Below are 14,390 nucleotides of genomic sequence, written 5' to 3'. Positions count from 1 at the left end.
GTCGTAGGGCCGGCCATGGAATCCTCGCCGACCGACCGGAACCGCCTCGACGAAGAGGAGAGCCCCTACCTGCGCCAGCACGCCGACAACCCGGTGAACTGGCAGCCCTGGGACGAGGTGGCCTTCGAAGCCGCCCGCGAGCGCGACGTCCCGATCTTCCTCTCGATCGGCTACTCGGCCTGTCACTGGTGTCACGTCATGGAGGAGGAGAGTTTTTCGGACGACGAGGTCGCCGACGCTTTGAACGAGAACTTCGTCCCGATCAAGGTCGATCGGGAGGAACGGCCGGACGTCGATTCGATCTACATGACGGTCTGTCAGCTCGTCACCGGCAGGGGCGGCTGGCCGCTCTCGGCGTGGCTCACCCCCGAGAGAAAGCCGTTCTACGTCGGCACCTACTTCCCGAAGGAGGCCCGCCAGGGGCAACCGGGCTTTCTCGAGCTCCTCTCCGACATCGGCCGCTCCTGGGAGCGAGAGCGCGAGGAGGTCGAGAACCGCGCCGAGCAGTGGACCGACGCGGCCCGCGACCGGTTGGAGGAGACCCCCGGCGCCGACGACGGCACCGAACCGCCGACGAGCGACCTGCTCGAGTCCGTCGCCGAGGCAGCCCTGCAGAGCGCCGACCGCGAGCACGGCGGCTTCTCCTCGGGCGGCCCGAAGTTCCCCCAGCCCGCCCGGATCCGGGCGCTGTTTCGCGCCTCCGAGCGGACCGGCCGTGAGCCCTTCAAGGAAGTGGGTCTCGAGGCCTTAGAGGCGATGGCCGCCGGGGGACTCTACGACCACGTCGGCGGCGGCTTCCATCGCTACTGCGTGGATGCCGACTGGACGGTGCCCCACTTCGAGAAGATGCTGTACGACAACGCCGAGATCCCCCGGGCGTTCGTTGAGGGCTACCGGCTGACGGGCGAGCGCCGGTACGCCGAGGTCGTCCGCGAGAGCCTCGAGTTTGTCGAACGCGAGATGAGCCACGACGACGGGGGCTTCTTCAGCACCCTCGACGCCGAGAGCGAGGACGAGAGCGGCGACCGCGAGGAAGGCGCCTTCTACGTCTGGACGCCTGAAACGGTCGGGGAAGCGATCGAGGACGACCTCGAGGCCGACCTCGCCTGCGCCCGCTACGGGATCACCGAGTCGGGCAACTTCGAGGGTCAAACCGTGCTGACGATCTCGAAGGGAGTCGAGGAGCTCGGAGAGGAGTTCGACCTCACGCCTACGGAGGTCGAGGAACGCCTCGAGTCGGCCCGCCAGACGCTGTTTCTCGCCCGCGAGAACCGACCCCGACCGCCCCGCGACGAGAAGGTGCTCGCGGGCTGGAACGGCCTGATGATCTCGGCGTTCGCCGACGCGGGCCTCGCCCTCGACGCCGAGGAGTTCGTCGATCGGGCCGTCGAGGCCTGCGAGTTCGTCCGTGAGGAGCTCTGGAACGCCGACACGGGCCGGCTCGCCAGACGATACAGGGACGGGTCCGTGGGAATCGACGGCTACCTCGAGGACTACGCCTTCCTCGGACGCGGGGCACTCGACTGCTATCAGGCCACTGGCGACCCCGAGCACCTGGCCTTCGCCCTCGACCTCGCCCGGACGATCGAGGCGGAGTTCTTCGACGCCGACCGGGGAACGCTCTACTTCACCCCCGAGAGCGGCGAGTCGCTGGTGACCCGACCCCAGGAACTGGGCGACCAGTCCACCCCGTCGGCGACCGGCGTCGCCTGCGAGCTCCTGTGCGCGCTCGATCCCTTCGCTGACGACGACTTTTCGGGGATCGCCGAGACCGTCCTCGCGACCCACCGGAATCGCTTGGAGGCCAATTCCCTCGAACACGTCACGCTCTCGCTCGTCGCCGACCGCCTCGAGCAGGGTGCCCTCGAGCTGACCGTCGCCGCGGACGCCGTACCCGAAGAATGGCGGCGCCGAATCGGCGAAACCTACCTCCCCGACCGGCTGCTCACCCGGCGGCCCCCCACCGAGAAGGGCCTCGAGGCGTGGCTCGACGACCTCGGACTCTCGGAGACGCCGCCGATCTGGGCCGGGCGGGAGGCCCGCGAGGGCGGGGCGACGATCTACGCCTGCCGCGACCGGACCTGTTCGGCGCCCCTGCATGACGTCGGGGACGCTCTCGAGTGGGCCGAGAGCGGAATCGACGTCGGCGGCGGAGCCGGACCGGGCGACGACGCGAGCGGGGAGGATCCGAGCGAGGACGGTCCCGAAAGTCCGTTCTAACCCTCGAGCTCGGCGTCGATCTCCTCGGCGAGCCAGACCGCCGGCGGAAGCTCCTCCTCCTCGACGAACCGGGTCACCTCCCGGCCCGCGTCGTCCTCGACGACGATCGTCGGAATGTACTCGATGTCGTACTCCTCGACGCCCTCGCCGCGTTTCTCCCGGTCGAGATCGATCTCGACGATCCGATCGTCGGGGATCTCGGCCGCCGCGAGGGCGGCGCCGAAGTCCGGAAGGAGCGCCCGGCAGTCCTTGCACCAGTCGCCGCCCCAGATCCGGTAGGTGAGGTCCTCGCGGTGGGCGGCGAGGGTATCGACGGTCGATTCGTAGGCCGTGGCGTCCCACGTCGGCGTCGGACGCATCGTCTCGAGGCTCATGTCACCGTCTTCTCGCCGTGCTGGCTTAACCGCGACGCTCCCGACGCCGGCGAACGCCGACGCCGGCACGCCCTGCCGGGGTCCGCCACGGCTTTCCGTTTCGACCGCCTACCCGGCGGCGATGGACGCCAGCATTCTGGGGACGATCGGGTCGCCCCTCGTCGAGGTCGGCTCGCCCGAGGGCGCGACGGTCGCCGCGAAGATCGAGTCGTTCAACCCGGGCGGCTCGGCGAAGGATCGGCCCGCGATGGCGATGATCCGCGCCGCCGAGCGCGAGGGCCGTCTCGAGCCCGGCGACAGCCTCGTCGAGCCCACCAGCGGAAACACGGGGATCGGGCTGGCGCTCGTCGCCGCCGCCCGGGACTACGACCTCACGGTCGTGATGCCGGCCTCGAAGTCCGAGGAACGCCGCCGGATCATGGCGGCCTACGGCGCCGAGATCGAACTCGTCGAGGGCGGGATCGACGCCGCCCGCGAGCGCGCCGACGAGATCGAGGCCGCGGGCGCGGTCCAACTCGGCCAGTTCGAGAACCCCGCCAACCCCGAGGCCCACTACCGGACGACCGGCGAGGAGGTCGTCGAACAGGTCGGCGAGCGCGAGGTCGATACCTTCGTCGCGGGCGTCGGAACGGGCGGCACCCTCACTGGGGTCGGCCGTCGCCTGCGCGAGGAGTTCCCCGAGATGGAGATCGTCGCGGTCGAACCCGCCCGCAACCCGGTTCTCTCGACGGGCGAGTCCGGCGAGGACGAGTTCCAGGGGATGGGTCCCGGGTTCGTCAGCGAGAACCTGGACACCTCGCTCATCGACCGCGTCGAGACGGTGAAGTTGGAGGACGCAGAGGCCGAGTGTCGCCGGCTAGCCCACGACGAGGGCGTCCTCGTGGGCCAATCGAGCGGCGCGACGAGCCTCGTCGCCCGAAGCGAGGCCGACGCGATCGCCGATCCCGAACGGGAGTGTCCGCAGGTCCCCGACGCCTACGAGGCGATGGGCGCTGCGGGCGGGCCAGGGACGGGGACCGAAACGGAGACCGACGGCGGGGAGGTCGAGGACTGCCCGCTGGTCGTCACCGTCTTCTGGGACAGCGGCGAGCGCTACCTCTCGACGGGCATGTTCGATTAGGGCTCGAGGAAGGTCCGAAGGATCCCGACGAACTCGTCGGGCCGCTCGCGGGGCACCCAGTGGCCACAATCGAGGGTCTCGAGCCTGGCGTCCGGGATCCGTTCGGCCGCACGCTCCGACCAGGCGACAGGAAACAGCGGGTCCGCCCGGCCGTGGACGAGCAGCGTCGGAACCCGGAGGTCGCCGAGGCGGTCGGTGTAGTCGGTCCCGACGCTTCCATCGGGGCGGAGTTCGGCCCGGACGAAGGCCTCGAACGCCCGGCCCGCACCCGGCTCGCGGGCGCGGGAGACGACGCTCTCGACGAACTCCGGCGGGAGCCCGCCGGGATCCGCGACGACGTTGCCGAGGCCCATCCGGGCGGCCGCCCGCGAGGTGCCAAGCGCCGCCCAGCCGGCGGCGTTCGCTCCGGGAACGTGCGCGAGGGACTTCCAGAGCGATCCCGCCGGGACCCGCGGGCCGAGCCCGTAGCTCCCGACGAGGACGAGCCGATCGACCCGCCCCGGATTCTCGAGAGCGTAGCCGAGCGCGGCCGCCCCGCCCATCGAGATCCCCGCGAGGGCGACCGGCTCGTCGGGAACGACCCGCTCCAGAAATCCCTCCAGAAGCCGGGCGTAGGCCACAGTCGAGTGTTCCTCCCGATCCGGGCTGTCGCCGTAGCCCGGCCAGTCGGGGGCGTACACACGGTGGTCGGCCGCGAGGTCGTCGATCGCGTGGCGCCAGGAGAGCTCGGCGTCGTCTATCCCGCCGCCGTGGAGGAGGACGACGGGCGGTCCCTCGGTCCCCGCGCGCCGGTAAGCCAGTCGCGCCCCGTCGATCGTGGTCGTGCCGCTACCGACGCCTGGTCCGTCGCCGGCGGCGCCGTCGTTCGGGCGGCTCACTGGGAGAACTCCTCCTCGGTGAGCCGGACGACGAGGGTGTCCTCGACCTCCCGGAGGTCGTACTCCGGCAGGTCGCCGTCGGTTCGGCGGACGTAGAGCGGTTCGACGAGCCGCGGGGCCGTCTCGACGACCGTTCCGGCCGCCTCACCCGCGTCCTCTCGTCTCCCGTCGCCGTCCGCCCCGTTGTCGGCGCGTTCGACGCCGTAGATCTTCAAGTACTCCCCCGTCTCCCCGGGCTCGATTCGGCCGTCCCGCAGCGCCTCCGCCAGCGGCCGCGAGAGCCACTCGTCGGGGTCGACGCTCGGTTCCTGGACGATCGCCTCCTCGACGAACCTGACGAGGTACCAGTCGAGGTCGTTGAGAAAGGAGACCGCGCCACCGACGCTGACCGTCCGGACCGCGATCGAGTTCTCGTAGGGACGGGAGCGGCCATAGGTCGCAAGCGCCTCCCGCGAGGTCTCTCGGGAGAGGAGTTCGTAGCGCAGATCGAGATCGTCCTTCCCGAGGAGACAGACGCGCGTCACGCCCCGAGGTGGGGCCGGCGGCGTAATGGGGGTTTCGCTCGCCAGTCAGGGCTCAACGACGGTGGCCTCGCTGGCCGCCCGCTCGGCGCGCGCCGCGAGGTCGTCGGGTTCGACCTCGAGCAGCCGATCGAGGCGGGCGTTGGTCTCGGCCTGGTCGGGCGCGATCCGGTTGCAGCCCGCGTCGATCGTCGACTCCTCGAACGTGCCGATCTCGCGGGCCGTGGCGATGATCTCCTGTTTGTCCCACGCCAGCAGCGGCCGGTGGATCGGGAGGTCGGTCACTTCGTCGGTCACGGCTAGGTTCCGGACCGTCTGGCTCGACTTCTGGCCGATCGCCTCTCCGGTGACGATCCCGCGGGCGCCCGTCCGCCCGGCGACCCGTTCGGCGATGAGGTAGAAGAACCGTCTGAGAGAGAGCATCCGCCCCTGCTCCATCGTCTCGGCGAGGTGGGCGACCGTCTCGCCGCCGGGAACCCGGTAGACGCTCAGGTCCGTGTTGGGCGCGTACTCCGCGAGCCGGGAGACGGTCTCGATCGCGCGGGCCTCGTGATCGGGGCCGCCGTAGTCGCCCAGATCGACGTACACCGGGACGACGGGGCTCCCCCTGCGCATGGCCTCGTAGGCCGCGACCGGCGAGTCGATCCCGCCGCTGACGAGCGCGACCAGGGGTGCCTGGGTCCGAAGCGGGAGTCCGCCGGGACCCTCCTCGACGTCCAGCGAGAGGAAGGCGACGTCGCCGTGGACCTCGACCGCGAACGTGAGATCCGGGTCGTCGAGATCGACCTCTGGTTCGAACTCGCCTTCATCCTCGACTACTCGCCAGACGGCGTCGCCGCCCTCGCGGGCGACGTCCTGGCTCGTAAACGGGAGCTCCTTGTTCGCCCGGCGGGCGTCGATCGCGAAGCTCCCCTCCTCGTAGCGCTCTCGGGCGACCTCCGCGAGCGCGTCGGTGATCGCGTCGAGATCGGGTTCGGTGGTCAGACAGGCGCTCGCCGAGACCACGCCGAAGGCGTCGCTCGCAGCCCCGCGGGCCTCGGCAACCCGGTCGGGATCGGTGTGGACCAGCGGACGATTCCACCGGCGTTCGACCTCCCCTGGGATCCCCCGATCGGCGAGCAGCGCTTCGACGTTCTCCGCGAGGAACCCCTCCATGCGCCGCTTGACGCGGCGGCTCTTCGTGTTGACGTCCCCGTGACGGACGAGGACGGTGTCGGCTCCCGGCGGATACATGGAGAGCGATAGACGGTGGGAGCTATAAGGGGGTCACGGCTTCGTGCCGCGAGCCTCGAGCTTCTTCACTCGAGTCGCGAGCGCGAGAAAGAGCGCCAGCAGCGTAAAGAGGGTCGCGCCCGCGGCGACGGCACCGAGGGCGGTCGCACCGAACCCCATCTCCGTCTCGCGGGCGACCGGGATCGCCGTGTGGTGGTAGCTGCCAACGATCGGGACGAAGAAGTCCACGACCAGATCGGTCGCGTACCACGCGAGGGCGACGGCGACGGCCCAGACCGGAAAGTCGGTGATCCGGTGGAGCACGAGCGCCTGGACGACCATCGCGAGGTGGCTACAGAACAGGAACAGGAACATGAGAGGATGCGTTTGGGCGGTGTAGGTCTCGTAAAAGACCAGCAGGGTGTAGGGGGTCCACAGCCCCAGGATGACGTTCCCGAAGAAGGCGAGCGCGGCCAGCCAGGGGAGGTCGTATCCCAGGCGCCAGGCCGCGAAGGCACAGGCGATCAGCAGCGTCGCCAGCGGACTGTCGGGGACGAACGGCCACATCACCGCCGGCTCGGCGGCGAACTGAGCCCGGTAGTACCAGAAGCCGAAGGCCGTCCCCGCGAGGTTGATCGCGACGACGAGCCAGACCAGGCGAAGCCCGAGGTCCTCGATACGTTTCGGGACCGGAGCGAGGTATCGCGGGAGCGGGTCCCGGTCGGGAACCCGTCCGTCGAGAACCTGCATCGTCGGGAGCGAGGACGGGTCGGGCCAAAACGATGGCGATTGGGCGCTCGAGGGGAACCCCCGCCGAAGATCGAACCGCCGACGGCGTGAGACCGAACCCGTATCAGCCCCCGGCGGAAATCGCGTGTCGATGGCCGAACCCGTCTCGCTGGACGGACGGACCCTCGTCGCCGTCGAAAACGACGCGGCGGGGAACGTCGGTCCGGACACCGTATTCGAGTTCGAACAGGACGGAAACCGCCTCTCTGCCACCTACTCCGGAGGGAGCGTCGTCGAGGGCCACCTCCTCGGAACGATCGAGGAGGACCGATGGGACGTCCGGTACGTCCAGGTGACCGCCGACGGCGAGACCGCGACCGGACACTCGGTCGGGGTCGTCTCCCGGCTCGAGGACGGCCGCGTCCGCGTCGAGGACGAGTGGGAGTGGGAGTCGAAGTCCGGCAGCGGAACCTCGGTCCACGAGGAGATCGAGGCGTAGCGACCGGGCAAGGGAGCCGGAAACCACCGCAAAACGCCGTTTCCCCCGATCGACGGAACGGATGATCCTGACACGCACGGAACGGACACGCGTAAGTGCGCCCGGTCCAAGCCGTAGGTATGTCAGAGGAAACCGGCGCCGGCGCCGACGCCGACTCCGACCTGGATCTCGAGGGGCTGCGACGCGGGACCGACCTCGTCAAGCGCGGGTTCGCCCGGATGCAGAAAGGCGGCGTCATCATGGACGTCGTGACCCCCGAACAGGCCCGGATCGCCGAGGACGCCGGTGCGGTCGCGGTAATGGCCCTGGAGGCGGTGCCCGCGGACATCCGCAAGCGCGGCGGCGTCGCCCGGATGGCCGACCCCGGGCAAGTAAGGGAAATCGTCGAGGAGGTCTCGATTCCGGTGATGGGCAAGTCCCGGATCGGCCACCGGAAGGAAGCCGAGATCCTCGAGGCCGTGGGCGTGGACATGATCGACGAGAGCGAAGTCCTCACGCCGGCGGACGACGCCTACCACATCGACAAGCGGGAGTTCACCGCGCCGTTCGTCTGTGGCGCCCGCGATCTGGGCGAGGCCCTCCGGCGGATCGGCGAGGGCGCGGCGATGATCCGCACCAAGGGCGAGGCGGGCACCGGCGACGTCAACCAGGCGGTCCACCACCAGCGAACCATTCGAGGAGCGATCGCCGAACTCGAGGGCAAGAGCCACGAGGAACGGGAAGCCTACGCCCGCGAGATCGAGGCGCCCGCCGAACTGGTCCACGAGGCGAGCGAGATGGGGCGGCTCCCCGTGGTGAACTTCGCCGCGGGCGGGATCGCGACGCCCGCCGACGCGGCGCTGATGATGCACCACCAGTGTGACGGCATCTTCGTCGGCAGCGGCATCTTCGGCGCCGAGAACCCCAAGGCGATGGCCGACGCAATCGTTCGGGCGGTGAACTCCTGGGACGACCCCGAGGCCCTCGCGGAGATCTCGGCGGGCCTCGGCAAGGGAATGCGCGGCGACGCGAACGTCGACCTTCCCGAGGAGGAGAAGCTCCAGGGGCGGGGCGTCTGATACGGATTGCTGTAACGATTTACCGGCGAAACGCGGAACGGTCACGGTTTCGCCGGTAATGACTTATACCGGTCCGTATGAGTCGGGTTCCGGAGTCGACGTCCTCCCACTAGGCGGAGGAAACCGTGCTCGCGGGTGAACCAGCCCCACTTATGGCCTCCGAGCCGAGACCACGACGCATGACGGATCACCGCGTAGCTCGAGTTACCCCGAAACCGACGTCACCCGGGCAATCGCGCCCGTGAGACGCGTGTTCCGCGACACGAACCCCCTCAGACGGAACGCCGCGCGATGAGCGACGAGGAACTCGCCAAGGACCTCGGCCCGCTGGCGGCGCTGACGATCGGGATCGGGACGATGATCGGCGCCGGGATCTTCGTCCTCCCCGGGACGGCGGTCGCCCGGGCCGGCCCGCTGGCGGCGGCCACGTTCGTCCTCGGGGGCGTCATCGCCCTGTTCACGGCGCTTTCGGCCTCCGAGCTGGGGACGGCGATGCCCAAATCCGGCGGCGCGTACTTCTACATCAACCACGCGCTCGGGCCGCTGTTCGGCTCGATCAGCGGCTGGGCCAACTGGCTGGGACTGGCCTTCGCCTCCGCCTTTTACATGTACGGCCTCGGTGAGTACGTCAACAGCTTCGTCGGCCTCTCGGCGCTCGAACTCGGCCCGGTCGTCCTCCAGGCCGCCCAGCTCATCGGGCTGGTCGGAGCCCTGGTTTTCATCGCCGTCAACTACTTCGGGGCCAAGGAGACGGGAGGCCTCCAGATCGTCATCGTGACCCTCCTGATGGCGATCCTCGCGATATTCACCGTTATCGGGCTCGCGAACGCCGACCTCGAGAGCCTCACCCCGATCGCGCCGCCGGGAGCGACCGGGGAGGTGCTGCCGGTGACCGCCGTCGTCTTCGTCTCCTACCTCGGGTTCGTCCAGATCACCTCGGTCGCAGAGGAGATCAAGGATCCGGGACGCAACCTCCCCCGGGCGGTCATCGGCTCTGTCCTCATCGTCACGGCGGTCTACGCGCTGTTTCTGGTCGTGCTCCTCGCGGCGGTGCCGACCGACCTCGTCGCGAACAACGAGACCGCCGTCGTCGACGCCGCACGGCTGCTGTTCGGGCAGTACAGCCTCTTCGGGTTCGACTTCGGCGCCGTCGGTTGGGCGCTGTTGTTGTTCGGCGGGTTGCTCGCGACGGCCTCCTCGGCGAACGCCTCGATCCTCTCGTCGTCGCGGATCAACTTCGCGATGGGCCGCGAGAAGATCGTGACGCCGTCGTTGAACGAGATCCACCCCCGATTCGGCACGCCCTACAAGTCGATCGCGATCACGGGCGCGCTCATCCTCCTGTTCTTGCTCGTCGGCAACCTCGAGCTGCTGGCGACGGCGGGCTCCGTGCTCCACCTGATCGTCTACGGCCTGTTGAACCTCGCCCTGATCGTGATGCGGGAGGCCGATCCGGCGGGCTACGATCCCGACTTCGAGGTGCCGCTGTACCCGGTCGTCCCGATCGTCGGCGCGGTGACGTCGTTCGCGCTGATCGCGTACATCGAACCCCTCGTGATCGGGCTCTCGGCGGGACTCGTCGGCTTCGCCGCGCTCTGGTACTTCGTCTACGCCCGCGCTCGCGTCGAGAGCCCGGGCGTGCTCGCGGGCTGGGTGCTCGACCGTTCCGAGGACCTCCCCGACCCCGCGGTGTCGGTGACGACGTCCGTCCAGCCCGGCGGCGACGACTACCGCGTCATGGTGCCGCTCTCGAACCCGGCGACGGAGAAACACCTCATCACGCTCGCGTCGGCGATCGCCGGCCGGCGAAACGGGACCGTCGTCGCGGTCAACGTCGCGAACGTCCCCGATCAGACGACGCTCTCGGCCGCCCGCGACCGGGGCGCACACGACGCCGCCCGCGACCTCCTCGAGCGGGCCCAGGCGGACGCCGAGACGTTCGGCGTCGACGTCGAGACCCACGTCGTCCTCTCTCACCGCACGTTCGAGGAGGTGTTCGACGCGGCACGCACCTACGGCGCCGACCTCGTCGTGATGGGGTGGGGCGAGGACTCCCACGGCGCGCCCGGGCGTGCGGAGTCGGCGATCGACGAACTCGCCCACTCGCTGCCCGCCGACTTCCTCGTGGTCCGGGATCGGGGCTTCGACCCCTCCCGGATCCTGGTTCCGACCGCCGGCGGCCCCGACTCCGACCTCTCGGCCGCGATCGCCCGCACCCTCGCCGCCGAGTTCGACGCCGAGGTGACCCTGTTGCACGTCGCCGACGACGCCGACGACGGCCGGGCGTTCCTCTCGGAGTGGGCCGGCGAACACGGCCTCCCCGACGCCGAGCTCCGCGTCGAGACCGGCGACGTCGAGCGCCACATCGAACGGGCCGCCGAGGACGCGACCCTGCTCATCATCGGCGCGACCGAGACCGGCTTTCTTTCCCGGCTGTTCCGGGGCTCGCTGGTACTCGGCGTCCTCGAGGACGTCGACTGTTCGGTCCTGCTCGCCGAGAAGAAACACGACCGTGGCATGATCGACCGGCTCGTCGGCTCCGGGCGACGAACCAAGACCCCCCCGGAGACCGCCGGTGGAGAGTCCCCGGCGGCCGCCCTCGAGAGCGACGACGAGTAGGGGCGATACGCTTATGCGTCCGTGGCACTATGTACCATACGTCGGCCCGCTGCGGCCGGCGTCACTCTCGCGTCGCACGACCGCCCCCGACATGCCACTCACGGGGGCGGTTCTCTTTCCCCGCTTCGTCGCTAGCTGAACCCCGTCGCGCCTTTCTGTCCCTCGAGTTCGCCCTCCCGTTCGTCGTCATCGTCGCCATCGCCGGAATCGGCATCCTCGTCCCGCGAGGGGCGCGGCGAGCGGGACCGGTACATCGCGGCGGCGACCGTGACGACCGCGAGCGCGCCGAACCCGCCGCGGACGGAGAGGGGAGCTCCCAGGAACGCCGAAACGACGCTTCCGACCAGACAGACGAGCGCGATCGTGCCGTAAGCGTTCGGCCGGGGAATCGAGCGATCCGCCATACGCCGACTCGTATCGCCTCCGGTAAATAACTCAGCCCGCTCTCAGCGTCGACCGGAACGTCCGACCGCGGCGCTCCCGGCCAGAACGAGGAGATACGCCGCCAGCGCCCCGACGACCGCAGGGAGGACCACCGACGGCGCGAGGACGGCCCCGAGAGCGACGCCCGAAAGCGCGAGAACGACCGAGGCCGCCTGCACGACCGGGCGCTCCCAGCGACGCCGGACCGCTTCCGGGTCCCGCGACGCGACGAGCTCGAAGCCGACCGTTCCGAGCGCGCCGAGGGCCAGCCAGCCGGGGGTGAGCCTGGCCCCGACGGCGGCGAGGACGACCACGGCCGCGACCAGCACCGCCCCGGCGAGGGCGGCGTCCCGCCGGGCGGTCACTCGTAGAGCCGGGCGCCCTCGCCGATCGCGGTCTGGTAGGCCCGGCTCTCGACGCCGCGGGCGTCGAACGCATCGAGCATCGCGCCGGCGACGCTCCGGCGGTTTCCCTCCCGGCAGACCGCGAGCAGGGTCGGGCCCGCGCCGCTTACGGTGACGCCGGTCGCCCCCGCGTCGAGGGCCGCCTCGCGGGCGTCCCCGTAGCCCTCGATCAGCGCGACCCGTTCGGGAGTGACGATCCCGCCGTCCATCCCGCGGCCGACGAGCTTCGGGTCGTCCCTGGTCATCCCGACCGCGAGCGTCGAGGCGTGGCCGACCGTCTCGACGACGTCCTCGATCGGCGCCGACCGCGGGACGACCTCGCGGGCGTCCCGAGTCGAGACCGATGCCTCGGGGAGACAGGCCACGATCGGGAGCGAGGCGTCGACGCGGACGACCTCGCCGCCCGCGACGATCGTGAACCCTCCGAGCAGGGCGGGCGCGACGTTGTCGGCGTGGGCGATCCCCGAGACGACCTCCTCGCCCTCGGCAGCGATCGGGACGAGTTCCTCCCGCGAGCGTCCCCGATCGTAGAGTTCGTTCAGCGCGACCGCGGCGCCCGCCGCGCTTGCGGCGGAGGAGCCCAGCCCGGAGGAGGGTCTGACGCCCTTGTCGATCTCGATGTGGGCCGGCGCGTCAAGGGCGTCGGCGACGGCCCCGACGGTGTTCTTTGCGGGGTCCTCGGGGATGTACTGGCTGCCGACCCCGGTGACCGTGATCGTGGTCTCGGGGGCGCGTTCGACCCGGATCACGTCGGCGGGCCGGTCGAGCGCGATCCCGAAGACGTCGAAGCCGCTTCCGAGGTTCGCGCTCGTCGCGGGGGCCCGCACGGTGAGCATACCCGCTGTTCAGACAGTGTGGCAAAAAAGGTAGCGACAGCGGCCGAACTTCGGCTCCGGGCGTCGCTACCGCCTCCCGGAGTCCCGGAGACGATCCCCGCCAAACACTGGGCGGCTCCCGCCCCGGCGGCGCCCCCGCTTCGCAACCCCCAAGGACCGCCCCCCGAAACGGCGACCATGATCGGCGTCGTCGGCGGCGGCCTCGCGGGGCTCGCGGCGGCCTACCGCCTCCGGGAAGCCGGCCGCGAGGTCCGGGTGTTCGAGGCCGGCGACGAGATCGGCGGCCTCGCCCGGAGCTACGAGACCGCCGGCGACCCCATCGAGGCCTTCTATCACCACCTCTCGAGGGCCGAGGAGACGATCCTCGAGCTCGCCGACGGGCTCGGCGTCAAGGTCGAGTGGCGCGTCGGCCGGACGGCGACGTACGCCGACGGCGTCGTCCATCCCCTCGACACGCCCTGGCAGATCCTCGCCTACCCCCGGCTCTCGACGATCGACAAGCTTCACCTCGCCGCGCTCGTGAGCGAGATCGACGTCCGGTTCGACGGCATGGTACCGAGAGTCGAGCGCTACGGCGACCTGGAGGAGTACGACGACGTCCCCGCCGAACGGTTCCTCCGCGAGCGGACCACCGACCGGGTCTACGAGAACTTCTGGGCGCCCCTCCTCGAGGCGAAGTTCGGCTCGCGGGCCGGCGAAGTGAGCGCGGCCTGGCTGCTCGGCCGGGTCCGTTTCCGGGGCGAGCGGGACCTCCTCCGGGGCGAGATCCTGGGCTATCCCGACGGCGGGATCGGCGTCCTCGTCGACGCCCTGATCGACGCCGTGGGCCGGGAGACCATCGAGACGGGCGCGCGAGTGACCTGCCTCTCTCCTGGCGACGCGGTCGAATCCCTGACCGTCGAGCGCGGCGGGAAGCGGGAACGCCACGAGGTCGACGGGGTCATCATCGCCGCGATGCCCTCCGTCCTCGAGAGCCTGACGGGCTACGAGTGCGGGATCGAGTTCCAGGGGACGATCTGTTCGGTCGTGAGCGCCGAGCAGTCGCTCACCGATACCTACTGGCTCAACCTCGCCGACGAAACCCCCTTCGGCCTCTTCGTCGAGCACACGAACTTCATCCCGCCCGAGCGCTACGGCGGCGAACACCTCTACTACCTCGCGAGCTACGTCCAGAACCCCGACGAGGAGCTCTGGGGGCTCTCGAACAGGGAAGTCGAGCGCCGGTGGCTCCGCGGCGTCGCCGACCTCTTTCCCGAGTTCGATCCCGAGAGCACGAACTGGGTTCGGACCGCGAGGAACCCCCAAACCGCGCCGATCTACGACCTGGGTTATCTCGACCGGGTGGTTCCGTACGACCTCGCGGAAGAGGTCGCAGACGGCGTCTACTACGCCGGGATGGCAAGCCGGGCGCAGTATCCCGAGCGGAGCCTGAACGGGGCGATCGAGGCGGGGTTTGCGTGTGCGGATCGGATCCTCGGGCACTAAAGGCGCGGGACG

14 protein-coding genes are annotated in these 14,390 nt (G+C 70.2%); 6 read left to right on the top strand and 8 right to left on the bottom strand.

Annotated elements, in window-relative coordinates; translation table 11 throughout:
* Positions 1-15: 15 nt before the first annotated feature.
* Positions 16-2,220 carry a thioredoxin domain-containing protein gene (locus LCF40_RS02900; protein WP_224827281.1) on the top strand — a complete coding sequence of 735 codons (2,205 nt, stop codon included), beginning with the start codon at positions 16-18 and terminating at the stop codon, positions 2,218-2,220.
* Here LCF40_RS02900 and LCF40_RS02895 read toward each other — a convergent pair.
* Positions 2,217-2,594: a TlpA family protein disulfide reductase gene (locus LCF40_RS02895; RefSeq protein WP_224827280.1), complete on the bottom strand. Its 378-nt coding sequence runs from the start codon at positions 2,592-2,594 to the stop codon at positions 2,217-2,219. The two genes, LCF40_RS02900 and LCF40_RS02895, sit on opposite strands and share 4 nt — an antisense overlap.
* Positions 2,595-2,715: 121 nt before the next feature.
* Between LCF40_RS02895 and LCF40_RS02890 the strand changes: the two genes are divergently transcribed.
* Entirely contained in the window at positions 2,716-3,714 is a 999-nt protein-coding gene (locus LCF40_RS02890; protein WP_224827574.1) for a PLP-dependent cysteine synthase family protein, read from the top strand.
* Here LCF40_RS02890 and LCF40_RS02885 read toward each other — a convergent pair.
* The 4 genes from LCF40_RS02885 to LCF40_RS02870 are packed head-to-tail and all read right to left on the bottom strand — an operon-like array spanning position 3,711 to position 7,075.
* Positions 3,711-4,592: an alpha/beta fold hydrolase gene (locus LCF40_RS02885; RefSeq protein WP_224827279.1), complete on the bottom strand. Its 882-nt coding sequence runs from the start codon at positions 4,590-4,592 to the stop codon at positions 3,711-3,713. The genes LCF40_RS02890 and LCF40_RS02885 overlap by 4 nt on opposite strands.
* Entirely contained in the window at positions 4,589-5,116 is a 528-nt protein-coding gene (locus tag LCF40_RS02880; RefSeq protein ID WP_224827278.1) for a DUF5804 family protein, read from the bottom strand. Before LCF40_RS02880 ends, LCF40_RS02885 begins: the two co-directional genes overlap by 4 nt.
* Positions 5,117-5,161: 45 nt before the next feature.
* A complete protein-coding gene (locus tag LCF40_RS02875) occupies positions 5,162-6,346 on the bottom strand; it encodes a tRNA sulfurtransferase (protein ID WP_224827277.1) in 1,185 nt (394 codons plus the stop codon).
* Between the two features lie 33 nt (positions 6,347-6,379).
* A complete protein-coding gene (locus LCF40_RS02870; RefSeq protein ID WP_224827276.1) occupies positions 6,380-7,075 on the bottom strand; it encodes a DUF1405 domain-containing protein in 696 nt (231 codons plus the stop codon).
* A gap of 130 nt (positions 7,076-7,205) precedes the next feature.
* Between LCF40_RS02870 and LCF40_RS02865 the strand changes: the two genes are divergently transcribed.
* The 3 genes from LCF40_RS02865 (at position 7,206) to LCF40_RS02855 (ending at position 11,230) form a co-directional block, all read left to right on the top strand.
* Positions 7,206-7,553: an avidin-fold protein gene (locus LCF40_RS02865; protein WP_224827275.1), complete on the top strand. Its 348-nt coding sequence runs from the start codon at positions 7,206-7,208 to the stop codon at positions 7,551-7,553.
* A gap of 119 nt (positions 7,554-7,672) precedes the next feature.
* Positions 7,673-8,611: a pyridoxal 5'-phosphate synthase lyase subunit PdxS gene (gene pdxS, locus LCF40_RS02860; RefSeq protein WP_224827274.1), complete on the top strand. Its 939-nt coding sequence runs from the start codon at positions 7,673-7,675 to the stop codon at positions 8,609-8,611.
* 291 nt (positions 8,612-8,902) lie between these two features.
* Positions 8,903-11,230: an amino acid permease gene (locus LCF40_RS02855; protein ID WP_224827273.1), complete on the top strand. Its 2,328-nt coding sequence runs from the start codon at positions 8,903-8,905 to the stop codon at positions 11,228-11,230.
* A gap of 131 nt (positions 11,231-11,361) precedes the next feature.
* On the opposite strand, the gene LCF40_RS02850 is transcribed toward LCF40_RS02855, so the two are convergent.
* The 3 genes from LCF40_RS02850 to LCF40_RS02840 are packed head-to-tail and all read right to left on the bottom strand — an operon-like array spanning position 11,362 to position 12,893.
* Positions 11,362-11,634: a hypothetical protein gene (locus LCF40_RS02850; protein ID WP_224827272.1), complete on the bottom strand. Its 273-nt coding sequence runs from the start codon at positions 11,632-11,634 to the stop codon at positions 11,362-11,364.
* Positions 11,635-11,676: 42 nt separating this feature from the next.
* Positions 11,677-12,018, bottom strand: coding sequence for a hypothetical protein (locus tag LCF40_RS02845; RefSeq protein ID WP_224827271.1), 342 nt, complete (start codon positions 12,016-12,018; stop codon positions 11,677-11,679).
* The gene (locus LCF40_RS02840) at positions 12,015-12,893 is read right to left on the bottom strand and encodes a homoserine kinase (RefSeq protein ID WP_114575794.1); all 879 of its coding nucleotides are present in this window, start codon (positions 12,891-12,893) and stop codon (positions 12,015-12,017) included. The genes LCF40_RS02845 and LCF40_RS02840 overlap by 4 nt, the downstream gene beginning before the upstream one ends.
* A 177-nt stretch (positions 12,894-13,070) precedes the next feature.
* On the opposite strand from LCF40_RS02840, the gene LCF40_RS02835 reads away from it, so the two are divergent.
* Positions 13,071-14,378: an NAD(P)/FAD-dependent oxidoreductase gene (locus tag LCF40_RS02835; RefSeq protein ID WP_224827270.1), complete on the top strand. Its 1,308-nt coding sequence runs from the start codon at positions 13,071-13,073 to the stop codon at positions 14,376-14,378.
* Positions 14,379-14,390 lie beyond the last annotated feature (12 nt).

Source organism: Saliphagus infecundisoli, assembly GCF_020177375.1.
Classification (GTDB): domain Archaea; phylum Halobacteriota; class Halobacteria; order Halobacteriales; family Natrialbaceae; genus Saliphagus; species Saliphagus infecundisoli.
The sequence above is the reverse complement of the archived record's forward strand: the minus strand, read 5'-3'. Positions and strand labels throughout refer to the sequence as shown.

Bases quoted from the DNA above. Each gene is read 5' to 3' on its own strand.
- LCF40_RS02900 (WP_224827281.1), top strand. From the start codon at position 16: ATGGAATCCTCGCCGACCGACCGGAACCGCCTCGACGAAGAGGAGAGC.
- LCF40_RS02895 (WP_224827280.1), bottom strand. From the start codon at position 2,594: ATGAGCCTCGAGACGATGCGTCCGACGCCGACGTGGGACGCCACGGCC.
- LCF40_RS02890 (WP_224827574.1), top strand. From the start codon at position 2,716: ATGGACGCCAGCATTCTGGGGACGATCGGGTCGCCCCTCGTCGAGGTC.
- LCF40_RS02875 (WP_224827277.1), bottom strand. From the start codon at position 6,346: ATGTATCCGCCGGGAGCCGACACCGTCCTCGTCCGTCACGGGGACGTC.
- LCF40_RS02870 (WP_224827276.1), bottom strand. From the start codon at position 7,075: ATGCAGGTTCTCGACGGACGGGTTCCCGACCGGGACCCGCTCCCGCGA.
- LCF40_RS02865 (WP_224827275.1), top strand. From the start codon at position 7,206: ATGGCCGAACCCGTCTCGCTGGACGGACGGACCCTCGTCGCCGTCGAA.
- pdxS (WP_224827274.1), top strand. From the start codon at position 7,673: ATGTCAGAGGAAACCGGCGCCGGCGCCGACGCCGACTCCGACCTGGAT.
- LCF40_RS02855 (WP_224827273.1), top strand. From the start codon at position 8,903: ATGAGCGACGAGGAACTCGCCAAGGACCTCGGCCCGCTGGCGGCGCTG.
- LCF40_RS02850 (WP_224827272.1), bottom strand. From the start codon at position 11,634: ATGGCGGATCGCTCGATTCCCCGGCCGAACGCTTACGGCACGATCGCG.
- LCF40_RS02840 (WP_114575794.1), bottom strand. From the start codon at position 12,893: ATGCTCACCGTGCGGGCCCCCGCGACGAGCGCGAACCTCGGAAGCGGC.
- LCF40_RS02835 (WP_224827270.1), top strand. From the start codon at position 13,071: ATGATCGGCGTCGTCGGCGGCGGCCTCGCGGGGCTCGCGGCGGCCTAC.